Source organism: Streptomyces sp. NBC_01622, assembly GCF_045209635.1.
GTDB lineage: Bacteria > Actinomycetota > Actinomycetes > Streptomycetales > Streptomycetaceae > Streptomyces.
Genome location: NZ_CP109293.1, coordinates 7,157,415 through 7,173,988, shown reverse-complemented (window position 1 = coordinate 7,173,988; position 16,574 = coordinate 7,157,415). Strand labels below are relative to the sequence as shown.

The 16,574-nt window shown below is 70.6% G+C and carries 13 protein-coding genes; 6 read left to right on the top strand and 7 right to left on the bottom strand.

The genetic code is table 11. The annotated features are described in order from the left end of the window. Positions 1-34 precede the first annotated feature (34 nt). The 4 genes from OH768_RS33090 (at position 35) to OH768_RS33075 (ending at position 5,882) form a co-directional block, all read left to right on the top strand. A complete protein-coding gene (locus tag OH768_RS33090) occupies positions 35-2,317 on the top strand; it encodes an ArnT family glycosyltransferase (protein ID WP_406459623.1) in 2,283 nt (760 codons plus the stop codon). A gap of 196 nt (positions 2,318-2,513) precedes the next feature. Continuing rightward, entirely contained in the window at positions 2,514-3,320 is an 807-nt protein-coding gene (locus tag OH768_RS33085; protein WP_406459622.1) for an endonuclease I family protein, read from the top strand. A gap of 198 nt (positions 3,321-3,518) precedes the next feature. Continuing rightward, on the top strand, positions 3,519-4,637 hold the full coding sequence (locus tag OH768_RS33080; RefSeq protein ID WP_406459621.1) for an FAD-dependent oxidoreductase: 1,119 nt from the start codon (positions 3,519-3,521) through the stop codon (positions 4,635-4,637). Between the two features lie 462 nt (positions 4,638-5,099). Further along, positions 5,100-5,882 carry a VOC family protein gene (locus tag OH768_RS33075; protein ID WP_406459620.1) on the top strand — a complete coding sequence of 261 codons (783 nt, stop codon included), beginning with the start codon at positions 5,100-5,102 and terminating at the stop codon, positions 5,880-5,882. Positions 5,883-5,945: 63 nt separating this feature from the next. Here the strand turns inward: OH768_RS33075 and OH768_RS33070 are convergent, their stop codons facing one another. From OH768_RS33070 to OH768_RS33060, 3 genes are all read right to left on the bottom strand, one after another. Further along, positions 5,946-7,631: a thiamine pyrophosphate-binding protein gene (locus OH768_RS33070; protein ID WP_406459619.1), complete on the bottom strand. Its 1,686-nt coding sequence runs from the start codon at positions 7,629-7,631 to the stop codon at positions 5,946-5,948. Next, positions 7,628-8,596 carry an agmatinase gene (speB, locus tag OH768_RS33065; RefSeq protein ID WP_406459618.1) on the bottom strand — a complete coding sequence of 323 codons (969 nt, stop codon included), beginning with the start codon at positions 8,594-8,596 and terminating at the stop codon, positions 7,628-7,630. The genes OH768_RS33070 and speB overlap by 4 nt, the downstream gene beginning before the upstream one ends. Before the next feature lie 62 nt (positions 8,597-8,658). Further along, positions 8,659-10,128, bottom strand: a complete 1,470-nt coding sequence (locus OH768_RS33060) for a sodium:solute symporter (protein ID WP_406459617.1) — start codon at positions 10,126-10,128, stop codon at positions 8,659-8,661. 118 nt (positions 10,129-10,246) lie between these two features. On the opposite strand from OH768_RS33060, the gene OH768_RS33055 reads away from it, so the two are divergent. Together OH768_RS33055 and OH768_RS33050 are read left to right on the top strand one after the other, a co-directional pair. Continuing rightward, on the top strand, positions 10,247-11,743 hold the full coding sequence (locus OH768_RS33055) for a PucR family transcriptional regulator ligand-binding domain-containing protein (RefSeq protein WP_406459616.1): 1,497 nt from the start codon (positions 10,247-10,249) through the stop codon (positions 11,741-11,743). Positions 11,744-11,823: 80 nt separating this feature from the next. Continuing rightward, the gene (locus OH768_RS33050; protein WP_406459615.1) at positions 11,824-12,612 is read left to right on the top strand and encodes a phosphatase; all 789 of its coding nucleotides are present in this window, start codon (positions 11,824-11,826) and stop codon (positions 12,610-12,612) included. 31 nt (positions 12,613-12,643) lie between these two features. Here OH768_RS33050 and OH768_RS33045 read toward each other — a convergent pair whose 3' ends face one another. The 4 genes from OH768_RS33045 to OH768_RS33030 all read right to left on the bottom strand — a co-directional run bounded on the left by OH768_RS33045 (position 12,644) and on the right by OH768_RS33030 (position 16,482). Continuing rightward, positions 12,644-13,615 carry a cation diffusion facilitator family transporter gene (locus OH768_RS33045; protein ID WP_406459614.1) on the bottom strand — a complete coding sequence of 324 codons (972 nt, stop codon included), beginning with the start codon at positions 13,613-13,615 and terminating at the stop codon, positions 12,644-12,646. Between the two features lie 5 nt (positions 13,616-13,620). Continuing rightward, positions 13,621-14,493, bottom strand: a complete 873-nt coding sequence (locus OH768_RS33040) for an acyl-CoA thioesterase (protein ID WP_406459613.1) — start codon at positions 14,491-14,493, stop codon at positions 13,621-13,623. A 36-nt stretch (positions 14,494-14,529) separates the two neighbouring features. Continuing rightward, positions 14,530-15,687, bottom strand: a complete 1,158-nt coding sequence (locus OH768_RS33035; protein ID WP_406459612.1) for an acyl-CoA dehydrogenase family protein — start codon at positions 15,685-15,687, stop codon at positions 14,530-14,532. A 192-nt stretch (positions 15,688-15,879) separates the two neighbouring features. Beyond that, entirely contained in the window at positions 15,880-16,482 is a 603-nt protein-coding gene (locus tag OH768_RS33030) for a TetR/AcrR family transcriptional regulator (RefSeq protein WP_406459611.1), read from the bottom strand. Positions 16,483-16,574: the final 92 nt, after the last annotated feature.

Here is a 16,574-nt window from a genome sequence, read left to right as displayed (position 1 = left end):
GCACGCACCCACCCTGTCTTCGCACGATGGCCGGGTGACATCTGCCACCGATCCACACCCCCACACCGAACCCGCGTCCGCCGACTGGCCGCCGCCGGCCCCACCCGAGACGGCACCGCCCGAGAAGGCGCCCCGCTGGTCGCTGCCCGCGCTGGTCGCGATCATGGTCCTGGCTGCCGTGCTGTACTCCTGGAACCTCACCGGCTCCAGCCTCAACAGCTTCTACAGCAGCGCCGTCTACAGCGGCACGCAGAGCTGGAAGGCCTGGTTCTTCGGCTCGCTGGACGCGGGCAACTTCATCACGGTCGACAAGCCGCCCTTCTCCCTGATGGTGATGGGCCTGTCGTGCCGGATCTTCGGCTTCGGCACCTGGCAGATGATGCTGCCGGAGGTCGCCGCCGCGCTCGGCACGATCTGGATCCTGCACTCCTCCGTGAAGCGGTACTTCGGCCACGTGGCCGCGACCATCGCGGCGCTGGTCCTCGCCCTCACCCCGATCACGGTCGCCATCAACCGCGACAACAACCCCGACACCCTCCTCGTCCTGCTGATGGTGGCGGGCGCGGCCCTCGGCCTGCGCGCCGTGCGCACCGAGAAGCTGCTGCCGCTGATCGGCTCCGCGGCCTGCTTCGGCTTCGCCTTCAACACCAAGCTCCTCCAGGGCTACATCGCCCTGCCCGCCGTCTTCGCCGTCTACCTGTTCGCGTCGAAGCTCGGCTGGAAGAAGAAGCTGGTCCAACTCGCCGTGGCCACGGTCGCGTTGGCCGTCTCCAGCTTCTGGTGGGCCACGGCCGTCTCCCTCGTCCCCGCCTCCGACCGCCCCTACATCGGCGGCTCGACGGACGGCACGGCCTGGGACCTGATCATGGGCTACGACGGCTTCGGCCGCGTCTTCGGCGGCGAGGGCAACGGCGGCGGAGGCGCGGGTGGTGGCGGAGGCGGCACGTTCGCCGGCACCGCGGGCCTCGGCCGCATGTTCAACGACATCCTCGGCGGCCAGATCTCCTGGCTGCTCCCCTTCTCCGCGATCGCCCTGATCGCCGGTCTGGTTCTGGTCGGCCGCGCCCCGCGCACCGACGCGACCCGCGCCGCGCTGATCATGTGGGGCGGCTGGACCCTGCTCCACTACGTCACCTTCAGCATGGCCCAGGGCACGATGCACCCGTACTACACGACCGCGCTCGCCCCCGGCATCGCGGCCCTGTGCGGTGGCGGCGGCGTGATGCTGTGGCGCGCCTTCCGCAGCGGCGACGCCCGCTGGTCGTGGGTCCTCCCGGCCGGCCTCGCGGTCACCGGACTCTGGGCGATCGTCGTCCTGCGCCGCGCCTCCGGCTGGAACACCTGGCTGTGGCCGACGGTGGGCGTGCTGATGGTCCTCGCGATCGTGGGCCTGTTCGTCTTCCGCTCGGGCAACCGCGGCCGACTCCTGACAGCCTCCATCGCGGCGGCGATCGTCGCGGCCCTGGCCGGTCCGACGGCGTACGCCGTGACTCCGGCCGCGTCGAGCGGTACCGGCGGCGGCATGGGCGGCTCGAACCCGACGGCCGGTCCGTCGACCGGCGGCGGCTTCGGCGGGGGCGGGGCTCCCGGCGGCGGCCGGGGCGGCTTCGGCGGCGGCGAGGGCGGCCCCGGCGGCACCCAGCAGGGTGGCGGCCAGGCGAGCGGCGAGGCACCCGGCGGCGGCACGGCTCCCGGCGGCACGACGCCGGGTGGCGGCGGCACGGGTGAGGTGCCGCAGGGCGGCGGAGCGCCGAGCGGGGCGCCGACGACCGGCGGTACGGCGGGTGGCGCGGCCGGTGGCCAACAGGGCGGTACGACCGGGGAGTTGCCCGGCGGCGGTACGGCTCCCGGCGGGACCGGCGGTACGCGCGGCGGCTTCGGCGGTGGCGGCGGCATGGGCGGTACGACGTCCAGCGCGCTCATCTCCTACCTGGAGAAGCACCAGGACGGCGCCAAGTGGCTGCTCGCGGTGTCGAATTCGCAGAGCGCGGGCCAGCTGATCCTGAGCACCCACAAGCCCGTCATCTCCATGTGGGGCTTCACCGGCTCCGACAAGGCGATGACCCTCGCCAAGCTCAAGGAGCTGGTGAAGAAGGGCGAGCTGCACTACATCCAGCTCGGTGGCGGCGGGATGGGCGGCAACAGCACCCTGAACACCGAGATCACCGCGTGGGTGCAGAAGAACGCGACGGCGGTGAAGGAGAGCGCGTACGACAAGAGCGCGACGACCGAGTCGAGTTCGAGCTCTTCGACCTCGTCGACGTCGACGACCAACACGTCGACGCTGTACCGGCTGGACCCGTCGGACGTGAAGTAGAGCTGACGTAGACAACGCCGAACGGCCCCCGACCCACCGGTCGGGGGCCGTTTTGGTACGTCAACTCGCGTAGACACGAGGCAAATTGTCGCGTCCGGTCACCTGATCGACACGTCTCGTTTATTTACAGGACTGCATGTCCATGCCACGCTCCCGTTTGCCGCCCCATTCAACCCGCGTAGATGGGACACTCTTTATGTTGGTGACTCGCATGCACCGCTGGAAAACGGTGGCGTTGACCACCGCAGCGGTCCTGGTGGGCCTCGCGGCCCCGACCCTGACGGCAACCCCGGCCGCCGCCACGACGACCGCGTACGACTCGACGTACTACAAGAACGCGGTCGGCAAGACGGGTACGACCCTGAAGTCCTCGCTGCACACGATCATCAGCACCAACGTCACGAAGATCTCGTACTCCGCGGTCTGGAACGCCCTCATGGCCACCGACCAGGACCCGAACAACAGCAGCAACGTGATCCTGCTGTACAGCGGTGTCTCCCGCGCCAAGTCCCTCAACGGCGGCGACGTCGGCGACTGGAACCGCGAGCACACCTGGGCCAAGTCCCACGGCGACTTCGGCGAGGTGGTAGGCCCCGGCACGGACCTGCACCACCTGCGTCCCGCCGACGTCCAGGTCAACAGCATCCGCGGCAACCTGGACTTCGACAACGGCGGCAGCGCGGTCACCAACGGCGGCGGCAGCACGGTCGACTCCGACTCCTTCTCGCCGCGCGCGGCGGACCGGGGCGACGTGGCCCGCATGATCCTCTACATGGCCGTGCGCTACGAGGGCGACGACGGCTTCGCCGACCTGGAGCCCAACGAGAAGGTGGGCAACGGCAGCAACCCCTACATGGGCAAGCTCTCCGTCCTCAAGGCATGGAGCGAGGCGGACCCGCCGAGCGCCTTCGAGGAGAACCGCAACAACGTCATCTACAACACGTACCAGCACAACCGGAACCCGTTCATCGACCACCCGGAGTGGGTGGAGGCGATCTGGTAGGCGGCAGTGCCGGGTCGGGCTCCTCGCGATCCGCGGGGAGCCCGATCGTTGTACGCCACCGCGATACGCGCGTTCATGGTGTCGGTGTGCTGTCGGTCGCCGGTGACGTGTGTCGGTTCTTTGTCGGCGGGGTCTGGAACGTTTCGGACAGGTCCTGCCGGGCGTCATCCGGCAGGCGTGAACACGCGAGGAATCACTGTGAGCACTCACGTCACGATCATCGGTGCCGGGCTCGGCGGTCTCACGCTCGCCCGTGTCCTGCACGTCCATGGAATCCCGTCGACGGTCTACGAGGCGGAGTCCTCCGTGACGGCGCGCACGCAGGGCGGGCTGCTCGACATCCGCGACTACAACGGACAGCTGGCCCTGCGGGCGGCCGGCCTGATGGACGGGTTCCGCGGCATCGTCCTGCAGGGACGTCAGGCGATGCGGGTGCTGGACCGGGACGGGAAGATCCTGCTCGACCTGCCGGACGACGGTACGGGCGGCAGTCCCGAGGTGCTGCGCGGCGAGCTGCGGCAGCTGCTGCTCGACTCGCTCCCCGCAGGCACTGTCCGGTGGGGGCACAAGGTCAGCGGTGTCCGTTCCCTCGGCGAAGGCCGCCATGAGGTGGCCTTCGCCGACGGCACCACCGTCGCCACGGGCCTGCTGGTCGGCGCGGACGGCGCCTGGTCGAGGGTCCGGCGGTTGCTGTCCGATGCGACGCCCGAGTACATCGGCATCTCGTTCGTCGAGACCTACCTGTTCGACGGTGACACCCGGCACCCGACCAGCGCGAAGACCCTCGGCGCCGGAGCGACGATGGCGCTCGAGCCGGGAAAGGGGATCATGGCTCACCGGGAGCGCGACGGGAACTTCCACTCCTGGGTGATGCTCTCCAAGCCGCAGGACTGGTTCCAAGGCACCGATTTCACCGATCCCGCCGCGGCCACCGCACGGATAGTGCAGGAGTTCGACGGCTGGGCGCCGGAACTCACCGCGCTGATCGCCGACGGTGAGACCCCTCCGGTCCTGCGCACTCTCCACACCCTGCCCGTCGACCACCGGTGGGACCGGACACCGGGGGTGACCCTGATCGGTGACGCCGCGCACCTCACGGGCCCGAACGGCGAGGGTGCCAACCTGGCCATGTACGACGGCGCCGAACTCGGCCGGGCCATCGCAGCTCACCCTGACGACATGGAGACCGCACTCACCGAGTACGAGCAGGCCATGTTCCCCCGCAGCGCCGCATCCGCCGCCGAGCAACCCGATCTCCACGAGGTCCTGGGCGACGACACACCCCACAACCTGATCAACAGGTTCGCCGAGAACTGAGCGTTCTGACCGAGCGTCTGAGCAGGGGGAGTTCAACCACTTCCATCAAGGTCGGGATGCTGTCCGCCCCCTGCGCAGCAGCTGTCGCGCCACCGCATGCGCCCCGGCGTGCAACCCGAATCCGTTGAGGGCCGCCTGGTAGCAGCCGGAACGGCCGCCCGTACGGTGCCCGTCGTCGGCGGCGAGCGCGACCACCCCGCCATCGCGGCCACCTCCTCGAGATCGTGCACCGCCCAGGCGCCAACAGCCCCAAGGTCACACCGACTTCGACCGCCCGGCCGCCCTCGCCCACCTCGTGTCCACCCATGGCGGGAAGTCTGTCGGCGCGCGCGACACCGGTACCGGCGAACGTTCGCCCGTTCGGTGGAAACCGGAGTCCTCTCGGTGCTCGTGCGCGGACGGCGACGGTCGGGACGGCATCGTGACTCCCGTCCCGCCCGCCCCGCACTCCAGGAGGACTTCATGCTCGGCACCGACTTCATCACCGGATCGCCCAACTGGCTCGACCTCGGCAGCCCCGACACCGACGCCGCCGCCGCGTTCTACGGCGCCGTCCTCGGCTGGCAGTTCGTCTCGGCCGGGCCCGAGACGGGTGGATACGGCTTCTTCCAGGTGGACGGCAAGACCGTCGCGGCCCTCGGACCGCTCACCGAGGAAGGGGCACGCTCCGCCTGGATGATCCACTTCAAGACCGAGGACATCGCGGCCACCGTCCAGGCCGTCACGGCCGGCGGCGGAACCGTACGGATGGAGCCCATGGACGTCATGGGCGAGGGCATGCTGGCGCAGGCCAACGACCCGCAGGGCGCGCAGTTCGCGCTCTGGCAGCCCGGCAGGACGGCGGGCCTGGAACTCACCTCGGCCCCGAACACCCTGCTCTGGGCGGAACTGCACGCCTCCGACCCGGAGGCGGACATCGCCTTCTACCAGGGCCTGTTCGGCTGGCGCAGCCAGGACATGCCGGCTCCCGGCATGACGTACCGCGTACTGAGCACCAGCGCCGGCGACCAGCAGGACGCCTCCTTCGGCGGGGTCGCGCCGCTCAACGCCGGCGAGGGCGAACAGCCGCGCTGGGTACCGTACTTCCACTCGACGGACGTCGACGCCACGATCGAGACGGCGCGGTCCAACGGCGGTTCCGTACTGATGCCGGCGGCGGACGTACCGAAGGTCGGCCGCATCGCCTGGCTCGCGGACCCCTTCGGCGCGGCCTTCGCCCTGCTGAAGCCGGATCCGCGGATGTGAGCTCCGCTCAGGGGCGCTGCGGGGAGAGCCGGCGGAGACAGCCGCCGGCCGCTCCCCCACCCGTCACCCCAGATGCGTAGCCGCGAACATCCGCAACACAGCCGGGAGTACGACCACGGAAGGCCCCGGTTCCGCCAACGCCTTCGCCAGGTCCGACTCCAGTGCCTCCGGCGACGTCCGCACCCCCGGCACCCCGAACGACTCCGCCAGCGCCACATAGTCCGGCCGGGTCAACTCCGTAGCAGTCGCCTCGCCGAAGGCGTCCGTCATGTACTCGCGGAGGATGCCGTAGCCGCCGTCGTCGACGATGAGCCAGGTGACGTTCAGGTCGTACTGTCGCGCCGTCGCCAGCTCCGCGATCGAGTACAGCGCGCCCCCGTCGCCCGAGACGGCCAGCACCGGCCGCGTGGGGTCCGCCGCCGCCGCGCCCAGCGCCGCCGGGAAGCCGTAGCCGAGGCCGCCCGCGCCCTGGGCGGAGTGGAGGTGGTTGGGGCCCTTCGCGTCGAACGCCGACCAGGCCCAGTAGGCGAGGATCGTCATGTCCCAGAAGGACGGGGAGTCGGCGGGGAGCGCCCGGCGGACCGACTCCAACACGCCCTGTTCCAGGGTCAGTTCCTGAGCGGCGATACGTTCCCGGACGCGGCCGAGCAGTTCGGCCACCCGCCCCTCCGCCGTCGCGTCCGTCCGCTCCGTCACCGTCTCCAACAGCGCCTGCACCGCGTGCCACGCGTCCGCGTGGATGCCCAACGCCGGGTGGTTCGACTCCAGTTTGCCGAGATCCGCCTCGATCTGGATGATCCGGCCGCGCGGGGCGAACGTGTGGTAGTTCGAGGAGAGTTCACCCAGCCCCGAGCCCACCACCAGCAGTACGTCCGCGTCCTCCAGGAAGTCCGTCGTGTGGCGGTCCTCCAGCCAGGACTGCAACGACAGCGGATGGTTCCACGGGAACGCCCCCTTGCCGCCGGGGGTCGTGACCACCGGAGCCTGGAGCTTCTCCGCCAGCTGCCGCAGCTTCTTCGATGCGTCCGCCCGTACCACTCCCCCGCCCGCGATGATCGCGGGACGCGCCGCGCGCGACAGCAAGTCCGCTGCTACGGCGGTCAGTTCGGGGCGCGGGACCAGGTCCTCCGGGGTCGCGTCCACCGCCGTCACCACGGGGAGGCGGGTCTCGGCCAGCAGTACGTCCTGCGGGATCTCCACCCACACCGGGCCGTGCGGGGCCGTCAGCGCGGACTTCCACGCCTCCGCGATCGCGGACGGGATCTGTGACTGCGTGCGGACCGTGTGGACGGACTTCACCACGCCCCTGAACGAGGCCGACTGGTCCGGGAGTTCGTGCAGATAGCCGTGACGGCCGCCGCCCAGGCCCGCCGTCGGGATCTGGCTGCTGATGGCCAGGACGGGGGCCGAGGCCGCGCGTGCCTCCTGGAGCGCGGCCAGCGATGTCAGCGCGCCGGGGCCCGTGGACAGCAGCAGCGGCGCCGCCTCACCCGTGATCCGGCCGTACGCGTCCGCCGCGAACCCGGCGTTGTTCTCCACCCGTAGGCCGATGTACCGCAGGTCGGAGCGGCGCAGCGCGTCGAACATGCCGAGCGCGTGCTGCCCGGGCAGGCCGAAGACGGTCGTCGCGCCGAGCCCGGCCAGGGTCTCCACGACCAGGTCGCCGCCGTTGCGGCCGGGGGGAGGATTCAGCGCGGCCTCCGTCTGAGCTGCGGTCGGGCGGAGTTCCAGGTCGTGGTCGTGGGTCACTTCGAACGGGCCTCGGCAATCTGACGGGACATGATGGTGATCAGGTCGTACGCGGTGTGCGACGCCGCCACCGACGTGATCTCGGCGTGGTCGTACGCCGGGGCCACCTCGACGACGTCCGCCGACACCAGGTTGCAGGATGCCAGGCCGCGCAGGATCTCCAGAAGTTCGCGGGAGGTCAGGCCGCCCGCCTCGGGCGTGCCGGTGCCGGGCGCGTGGGCCGGGTCGAGGCAGTCGATGTCGATGGAGATGTAGAGGGGGCGGTCGCCGATGCGCTGGCGGAGCTGGTCGGCGACCTCGTCGGCGCCCCGGCGGTAGACGTCGGCGGACGTGACGATGCCGAAGCCCATCTTCTCGTCGTCCTTGAGGTCCTGCTTGCCGTAGAGCGGACCGCGGATGCCGACGTGCGAGAGCGCCTCGGTGTCGAGGATGCCCTCCTCCACCGCGCGCCGGAACGGCGTCCCGTGCGTGTACTCGGCGCCGAAGTACGTGTCCCAGGTGTCGAGATGGGCGTCGAAGTGCAGCAGTGCCACCGGGCCGTGCTTCTTCGCGACGGACCTCAACAGGGGCAGCGCGATGGTGTGGTCGCCGCCCAGGGTCATCAACCGCGCGCCGGTGCCCAGGATTTGGTCCGCGGCCTCCTCGATCGTCTCGACGGCCTCGTTGATGTTGAACGGGTTCGCCGCGATGTCACCGGCGTCCGCGACCTGCGCGAGGGCGAACGGGGACGCGTCCTGCGCCGGGTTGTACGGCCGCAGCAGCCGGGACGCCTCGCGGATCGCGTTGCCGCCGAAGCGCGCGCCCGGCCGGTAGGAGACACCGGCGTCGAACGGCACCCCGACCACGGCGACATCCGCGCCGCCGACCTCGTCCAGCCGCGGCAGCCGGGCGTAGGTCGCGGGCCCGGCGTAGCGCGGGATGCGCGAGGAGTCGACGGGGCCTCGGGGCGTCTCGTTGCTGGTCATGGGGACTGCCTTCTTTCCTACGCTTCGTCGCGTATGGGCTTCTTTGTACGTCTGCTACGACTCTACTGGTGGGCCCCGACCGGTTCGGACGCCAGTTCGGGGGTGCCGCGCCCGGCGAGCCGCTCCCGCCAGGCGGCCAGTACCGCCGCGTCGGTCGCCGGCGTCGCGAGCGACACGGCGACGTAGGCGACGAGGGACGACAACAGGCCGTAGTAGACAGGCTCGTTGGCGAGGATGCCGTAGTCCGCCATCAGGCCGACGACCGCGAGGCCGCCGACGGCGACGGAGGCGAGTGCCCCCTGCGCGGTGCCGCGCTTCCACAGCAGGCCGCCGAGGATCGGGACGAGGAGGCCGCCGACGAGGAGGTTGTACGCCACCGTCAGCGCCTCCACCACGTTGTTCAGCGCGATCGCCGTGACGATCACCGCGACGCCCATGACGAGGATGAAGGCACGGTTGCCCCGCACCTCGTCGTGCTGCTCCTCCTCGCCGTCCCGCCGGACGACTCCCCGCAGCTTCGACCAGATGTCGTTGTTGGCGACCGTGGCACAGGCGATCAGCGCGCCGGAGGACGTCGACATCACGGCGGCGAGCGCAGCCGCGAGCACCAATCCCCTTACCCCGACCGGGAGTTCGTCCTTGACGATGGTCGCGAAGGCGTCGTCCGCGCTGCCGAGGTTCGGGTACAGGACCTTGGCCGCCGTGCCGATGACGGCGCCGGCGAGGGCGTAGACGAGACAGTAGGTACCGGCGACCGTGCCGCCCCACTTGGCCGTCCTGTCGCTGCCGGCCGTGAACACGCGCTGCCAGATGTCCTGGCCGATGAGCATGCCGAACGTGTAGATCAGGACGTAGGTGAAGATCGTCTCGCCGCCGATGCCCAGCGGGTCGAAGTACCCGGTGGGCAGCTTCGCCTTCATCTCGGAGAAGCCGCCGGCCTTGACGACCGCGATCGGCAGAAGCAGGAGCAGTACGCCGATCGTCTTCACCACGAACTGGACCATGTCCGTCAGCGTGATGGACCACATGCCGCCGAGCGTCGAGTACGCGACGACGATCGAGCCGCCGAGGACGATCGCGACCGTGCGGTTCATGTCGAAGAGGACGTCGAAGATCGTGGCGTAGGCGATGGTCGAGGTGACCGCGAGCATCAGGGTGTAGGCCCACATGACCACGCCGGAGATCACTCCCGCGCGGCCCCCGTACCTGAGATCGAGCATCTCGGAGACGGTGTACACCTTCAGGCGGGCGATGCGGGCGGAGAAGAAGACGGAGAGGGCTAGCAGGCCGAGGCCGATGGTGAAGACCATCCACGCCCCGGACAACCCGTACTGGTAGCCGAGGCCCACGCCGCCGATGGTGGACGCGCCGCCGAGGACGATGGCGGCCATGGTGCCGGAGTACATGACCGGACCCAGACGGCGGCCCGCGACCAGGAAGTCGCTCTTGGACCTGGCGCGGCGCATGCCCCACCAGCCCATGGCCAGCATGCCGGCCAGGTAGACGACGATGACGGTGTAGTCGACGGCCATACGGGGGCTCCTTCGCGTGGTCGCTGCCTGGTCTGCGTCGACAGTAGGTGGCCGGAAAGCGGCTGCGAAGTGTACGTTTCATCCATTCGAGCACGAGGCGTTGGAGGAAACGTCCACCATGCCGGACCTCACGATTCCCCCTGCACCCCCTACACCCCCGACACCCCCCGTACCCCTCGCCGCCCTCCTGGCCCGCGAGGATCTGGGGCTGCGGCAGATCGCGGGCCCGACCGACCCCGACATCGTCATCCACTGGGCGCACACGTCGGAGATGCCGGACCCGTATCCGTATCTGCTGGGCGGTGAGCTGCTGCTGACCGCGGGCGTCCACATCCCGGAGGCGGCGGGCTCAGGCACCTACTTCGCCGACTACGTCTCCCGGATCGTCGAGGCGGGCGGTGTGGCCCTCGGCTTCGGTGTCGCGCCGGTCCACGACACCGTGCCGAGGGCCCTGGTCGCGGCCTGCGACCACTACGACCTGCCGCTCCTGGAGGTCCCGCCCCCCACCCCCTTCTCCCGCGTGGCCCGAGCGGTCTGGCAGCTGATGGCACAGGCCCGCCTCGCCGAACTCCGCCGTGTCACCGAGGCCCAGCAGAGCCTGGCCGCAGCGGCCTCCCGCCCCGACCCGGTCCCTTCGGTGCTACGGCAGCTCGCCCAGCGCGTGAGCGGCCGGGCCGTGCTGTACGGGCCCGACGGCACGGAGATCGCGGCGGCCGGGCGGAACGCGACGGGAGCGGAAGCGCTGGCAGAGCTGGCGCGGGTGGTACGCCCCACCGAAACGCCCGCTTCCGCCACACCCCCCACCTCCGCCACCGACACCGTCCCCGGCGCTCATCTCGCGGCCTACGCCCTGGGTACCGGTCAGGGTTTCGTCCTAGGGGTCGCCGCCCCGCACCGCGCCCCCGGCGACCACACCATCGCCTCCGTCGCCGCCGTACTGCTCTCTCTCCTCACCGGCGAACACCAGAGCCGCACGGGAGCCGGCCGTTCGTCGGCGCTCGTACGACTGCTGCTGGGCGCTCCACCGGAGAACGTGGCGCCGCTGCTCGGCGGTGACCGGTGGACCGTCGTGCACGCAGCGCCCGAACTCGATGGCGCCCCCGACCCCGTCGCCGCGTCCGCGCTGGGTGCCGCCCTCGGTTCCGCGCTGATCGACCTGACGCCGGAGGTAGTACGGGTACTGGTCCCCGCCGATCGCGAACCCGCCCCGCAAGCCGGCTGGACCCTCGGTGTCAGTGCCCCCGTAGCTCCCCAGGACTGGTCCGCCGCCGACACCCAGGCGGCCCGTGCCCTGGCCCGGGCCCGTGCGACCCGCGCCCCGCTGGTCCGGCACGGCTCCTCCGGCCGCCCCGGCCTCGCCGAACTGGTCCCCCACGGGGAAGCCGAGGCACACGCCCGCACCCTCCTCGCCCCGCTCGCCGCGAGCCCGGCGCTCACCGAGACCCTGCGCACCTGGCTCTCCCTGCACGGGAGTTGGGACCGTACGGCGGTCGCGCTCGCCGTGCACCGCAACACCGTGCGGCAGCGGATCGCCCGGTGCGCGGCGCTGCTGGACGCGGACCTGGACGATCCGGACGTACGGATGGAGCTGTGGTTCGGCCTGCGCCACCTGTGAGTGGTCGGGTGCGAGTGATCCACATCCCAGCGTGCGGGACGTCGGGCAGCGGCACAGCCCGCTGCTCCACAATGGGAGGCATGCCGATACCCGGGACCCCCAGCCGCGCCGAGCTCGTCGATCACCTTGTGAAGACCCGTATCGCGGGCGACGTAGCCACCCCTCGCGAGAACAACCTCTCCCACTACCGCAAGCTGGCCAACGGCGACCGCCACTACTGGTTCGGCCTGGAGCTCGGCAACCGCTGGTCCGACGAGCAGGACGTGCTCGCGGTGATGGCGGAGCGGGTGGGGGTGAACGACGACCCCGAGTACCGCTACGGGCAGGACACCATAGACCCGGAGCTGACGGTCGCGGCGCTCGACCGCCTCGCCGCGCGGCTGCGCAAGGCGGCCGACGGACAGCAGCGGGTCCTCTTCGCCACCGGCCACCCGGGCGGCCTGCTCGAAGTGCACCACTCCACGGCCGCCGCGCTGCGCACGGCCGGCTGCGAGATCGTGGTGATCCCGGAGGGGCTGCAGACGGAGGAGGGGTACGTCATGCAGTTCGCGGACGTGGCCGTCCTGGAGCACGGCGCCACGCTCTGGCACACCCACTCCGGTGAGCCGATGAAGGCGATCCTCACCGCCCTGGAGCGCGAGGGCCGCCCGCTGCCCGACCTGGTCGTCGCCGACCACGGCTGGGCGGGCTACGCGGGCCGGCACGGCGTCGACTCCGTCGGCTACGCGGACTGCAACGACCCCGCGCTCTTCCTCGCCGAGTCCGAGGGCACTCTCCAGGTCGCCGTCCCGCTCGACGACCATGTGGTCAGCCCCAGGTACTACGACCCGCTGACGGCGTATCTGCTGACGGAGGCGGGCCTTTCCTGACCGCCCGCCTCGACGTGGCTCAACTCCCTTGTCACGGCCAGGGGTTGAGCCCCTCCGCCCGCCGCTGCGCATAGCCCGGCGTCGGGTCCAGGTAGACCCGGTTCACCGACGGGAACGCCTCCCGCAGTCGCTGTTCGGCCTGTTCGCAGGCCCACTCGATCTGCGCGGCCGTCGACCGGTCCCGGAAGTCGATCTTCGCGGCGACCAGCGCCTCGCGCGGGCCCTGCACGAGGGTCGTCAACTCCAGTACGGCCTCGATGTGTTCGACCCCGAGCAGCTCTTCCCGGATGCGGTCCCGCATGGGCTTGGGCAGCGGGCGGCCGATGAGGAGTTCCGCGTTGGAGCGGCCGAGCACCCAGGCGACGTAGAGCAGCAGGAGGCCGATGCAGAGGGACGCGATGCCGTCCCAGACGCCGGAGCCGGTGAGCTGTCCGCCGAGCAGGCCGCCGGCCGCGAGGACCAGGCCGACGAGGGCGGCGGAGTCCTCCAGTACTACGGCCTTCACCGCGGTGTCGGGGGTGTAGCGGAGGTAGCGCTTGAAGGAGGCGTCGAAGCGGGCCGCCTCGCCGCGCGCCTGGCGTACGCCCGTCCGCAGGGAGTAGCCCTCCAGGAGGAAGGCGACGCCGAGCACGATGTAGGAGATGAGCGGGTCGCCCAGGTCCTCTCCGGCGACCAGGGTGTGGACGCCGTCGTAGATCGAGAAGACGGCACCGCCGACGAAGGTGGCGACGGCGGCGAGCATCGCCCAGATGTAGCGCTCGGGGCCGTAGCCGAGGGGGTGTTCCTCGTCGGCGGGTTTCTCGCTGCGTTTGAGGGCGGTGAGGAGGAGGAGTTCGGTGACCGTGTCGGCGACGGAGTGCGCGGCCTCGGAGAGCATCGCGCTGGAGCCGCTGATGACGCCCGCGACCGCCTTGGCCAGCGCGATCCCCAGGTTGGCGACGGCCGCGACGATCACCGTGAGGATGGACTCGCCGCCGCCCTCGTCTTCCTCTGCTTCTGCCATGCCCCTCAGTGTTCCCGAGGAACCCGGACGACACCCTCCTGGATGACGGAAACGGCCAGCCGACCGTCCTGCGTGTAGATCCGGGCCTGCCCGAGCCCGCGCCCGCCGTACGCCGACGGCGACTCCTGGTCGTAGAGCAGCCACTCGTCCGCGCGAAACGGCCGGTGGAACCACATCGCGTGGTCGAGCGACGCTCCTACGACATCCCCTACGGCCCAGCCGCCGCGGCCGTGCGCGAGGAGGATCGAGTCGAGGAGCGTCATGTCGGAGACGTACGTCGCGAGGACTACGTGGAGGAGGGGGTCGTCCACCAGCTTGCCGTTGGTGCGGAACCAGACCTGGGAGTGCGGTTCGCGCGGCTCGCCGAACCTGCCGTACGGCGGGTCGTCGACGTACCTGAGGTCGATCGCCTCACGCGCCTCCAGGAATCGTTCAACGATCCCCTGGTCGAGGTGGTCGTAGCCGAGCAGCCGCTCGCGGCCGGTGGGAACCGTCTCCGGGTCGGGCGCGGGCGGCATGGGGGCCTGGTGGTCGAGGCCTTCCTCGTACACCTGGAAGGACGCCGACAGCGCGAAGATCGGCCGGCCGTGCTGGACGGCGAGCACACGGCGGGTGGTGAAGGAGCGGCCGTCGCGGATCCGCTCGACGGTGTAGACGATGGGCGCGCCCGGGTCGCCCGTGCGCAGGAAGTACGCGTGCAGGGAGTGCGCGTACCGGTCGGCGGGGACCGTCCGTCCGGCGGCGACCAGGGCCTGGGCCGCCACCTGACCCCCGAAGACGCGGGGGACGACGGCGGAGCGGGACTCGCCGCGGAAGATGTTCTCCTCGATCTGCTCGAGGTCGAGCAGATCGAGGAGATCCTGTAGTGCCTGGTTCATGGCGTCCAGTTGTACCGGGCGGTAATTGCCGGGACCTTACAGGCCCATGTCCTTGGCGATGATCGTCTTCATGATCTCGCTGGTGCCGCCGTAGATGCGGTTGACGCGGTTGTCCGCGTACAGGCGGGCGATCGGGTACTCGTTCATGAAGCCGTAGCCGCCGTGCAGCTGGAGGCAGCGGTCGATCACGCGGTGCGCGACCTCGGTGGTGAACAGCTTGGCGCTGGCCGCCTCGGCGGGGGTCAGCTCGCCGGCGTCCAGGGCCTCGGTCGCGCGGTCCACGACGGCCTCGGCGGCGTCCACCTCGGCCTGGCAGGCGGCCAGTTCGAACTTGGTGTTCTGGAACGCGGCGACGGGCTGGCCGAAGACCACGCGGTCCTGGACGTACTGCTTGGCGAACCGGACGGCGGCCTTGGCCTGCGCGTAGGCGCCGAAGGCGATGCCCCAGCGCTCGGAGGCGAGGTTGTGACCGAGGTAGTAGAAGCCCTTGTTCTCCTCGCCGAGGAGGTCCTCGACGGGCACCTTGACGTCGACGAACGCCAGCTCGGCGGTGTCGGAGGTCTTCAGGCCGAGCTTGTCGAGCTTGCGGCCGACCGAGTAGCCCTCGGCCTTGGTGTCCACCACGAAGAGGGAGATGCCGTGGCGGCGGTCCTCCTTGGTGGGCGCGGAGGTGCGGGCGCAGACGATCATGCGGTCGGCGTGCACACCGCCGGTGATGAAGGTCTTGGCGCCGTTGAGGACGTAGTGCGTGCCGTCCTCGGAGAGCTTGGCGGTGGTCTTCATGCCCGCGAGGTCGGAACCGGTGCCCGGCTCCGTCATCGCGATGGCCCACATCTCCTCGCCGGAGACGAACTTCGGGAGGTACTTCTTCTTCTGCTCGTCGTTGGCGAGCAGCTTGATGTAGGGCAGGCCGAGCAGCACGTGCACACCGGAGCCACCGAAGGAGACACCCGCGCGCGCGGTCTCCTCGTAGAGGACGGCCTCGAACTTGTACGAGTCGATGCCCGCGCCGCCGTACTCCTCGTCCACGCGGATACCGAAGACGCCGAGCTCGGCGAGCTTGTAGTAGAACTCGCGCGGCGCCTGGCCGGCGGCGAACCACTCGTCGTAGACGGGGACGACCTCGGCCTCTATGAAGGCCCGCAGGGTCTCCCGGAACGCCTCGTGGTCCTCGTTGAACACAGTACGGCGCACCGCCGCCACCCTTCCTTCGCGCCTGAACCGGCGCCGCTCTCGCGGATGTGGTTGCTCGCCATCGGGGTTGCTCAATTGATGGTTGCGGCTCGATGGCTAAGCGCTTGCTCAGCGTTGAGCGTACCGGCCGGTAGACAGGGGCGTCCAGTGGATCGGGGACGTAACGCTCGTCACGCCCTTCGCCCGCCCGCCTCACCCGCCCGAAGCCGCCGCCCCGAGCGCCCCCCGAGCCATCCGGTGCAGCAGTTCCGCCGTCGCCCCCCGCCCGGGCAGCGACCCCGGCCGCCCCAGATGCGGCGTCGAGTTGAGCAGGCCGAACACCGAGTGGACCGCCGACCGCGCGCTGGGTTCGGCCAGCTCCGGGTAGACGTCCCGTACGACCTCCACCCACAGCTCGACGTACTGGCGCTGGAGCTGCCGCACCAGCTTGCGGTCGGTGTCGCGGAGGCGGTCCAGCTCGCGGTCGTGGAGGGTGATCAGGGGCCGGTCGTCGAGGGCGAAGTCGATGTGACCCTCGATGAGCGAGTCGAGCAGCACCTCCGAGGAGGTCACCCCCTCCGCCTCCGCCAGCCGCCGCTTCGCCCCCGTCAGCAGCTGGCCGCTGATGCCGACCAGCAGTTCGGCGAGCATCGCGTCCTTGCCCGGGAAGTGGCGGTAGAGGCCGGGGCCGCTGATACCCACCGCGGCGCCTATCTCGTCCACGCCGACGCCGTGGAATCCCCGCTCGGCGAAGAGCCGCGCGGCCTCCTTGAGGATCTGCTCGCGGCGGGTGGGGGCGTCGGTTCTCGTGGTCATGAAAGCAATTCTAGACAGGGAGGTTAGCGGTCGTTAACCTGAAGGAAATGGTTAACGCTCATTAACAGTCGAGAGCAGCCGATCGCTGTGCG

Excerpts from the sequence above, each read along its gene's own strand:
- OH768_RS33075 (WP_406459620.1), top strand. The coding sequence starts at position 5,100 with ATGCTCGGCACCGACTTCATCACCGGATCGCCCAACTGGCTCGACCTC.
- OH768_RS33085 (WP_406459622.1), top strand. The coding sequence starts at position 2,514 with ATGTTGGTGACTCGCATGCACCGCTGGAAAACGGTGGCGTTGACCACC.
- OH768_RS33045 (WP_406459614.1), bottom strand. The coding sequence starts at position 13,615 with ATGGCAGAAGCAGAGGAAGACGAGGGCGGCGGCGAGTCCATCCTCACG.
- OH768_RS33040 (WP_406459613.1), bottom strand. The coding sequence starts at position 14,493 with ATGAACCAGGCACTACAGGATCTCCTCGATCTGCTCGACCTCGAGCAG.
- OH768_RS33060 (WP_406459617.1), bottom strand. The coding sequence starts at position 10,128 with ATGGCCGTCGACTACACCGTCATCGTCGTCTACCTGGCCGGCATGCTG.
- speB (WP_406459618.1), bottom strand. The coding sequence starts at position 8,596 with ATGACCAGCAACGAGACGCCCCGAGGCCCCGTCGACTCCTCGCGCATC.
- OH768_RS33055 (WP_406459616.1), top strand. The coding sequence starts at position 10,247 with ATGCCGGACCTCACGATTCCCCCTGCACCCCCTACACCCCCGACACCC.
- OH768_RS33030 (WP_406459611.1), bottom strand. The coding sequence starts at position 16,482 with ATGACCACGAGAACCGACGCCCCCACCCGCCGCGAGCAGATCCTCAAG.
- OH768_RS33050 (WP_406459615.1), top strand. The coding sequence starts at position 11,824 with ATGCCGATACCCGGGACCCCCAGCCGCGCCGAGCTCGTCGATCACCTT.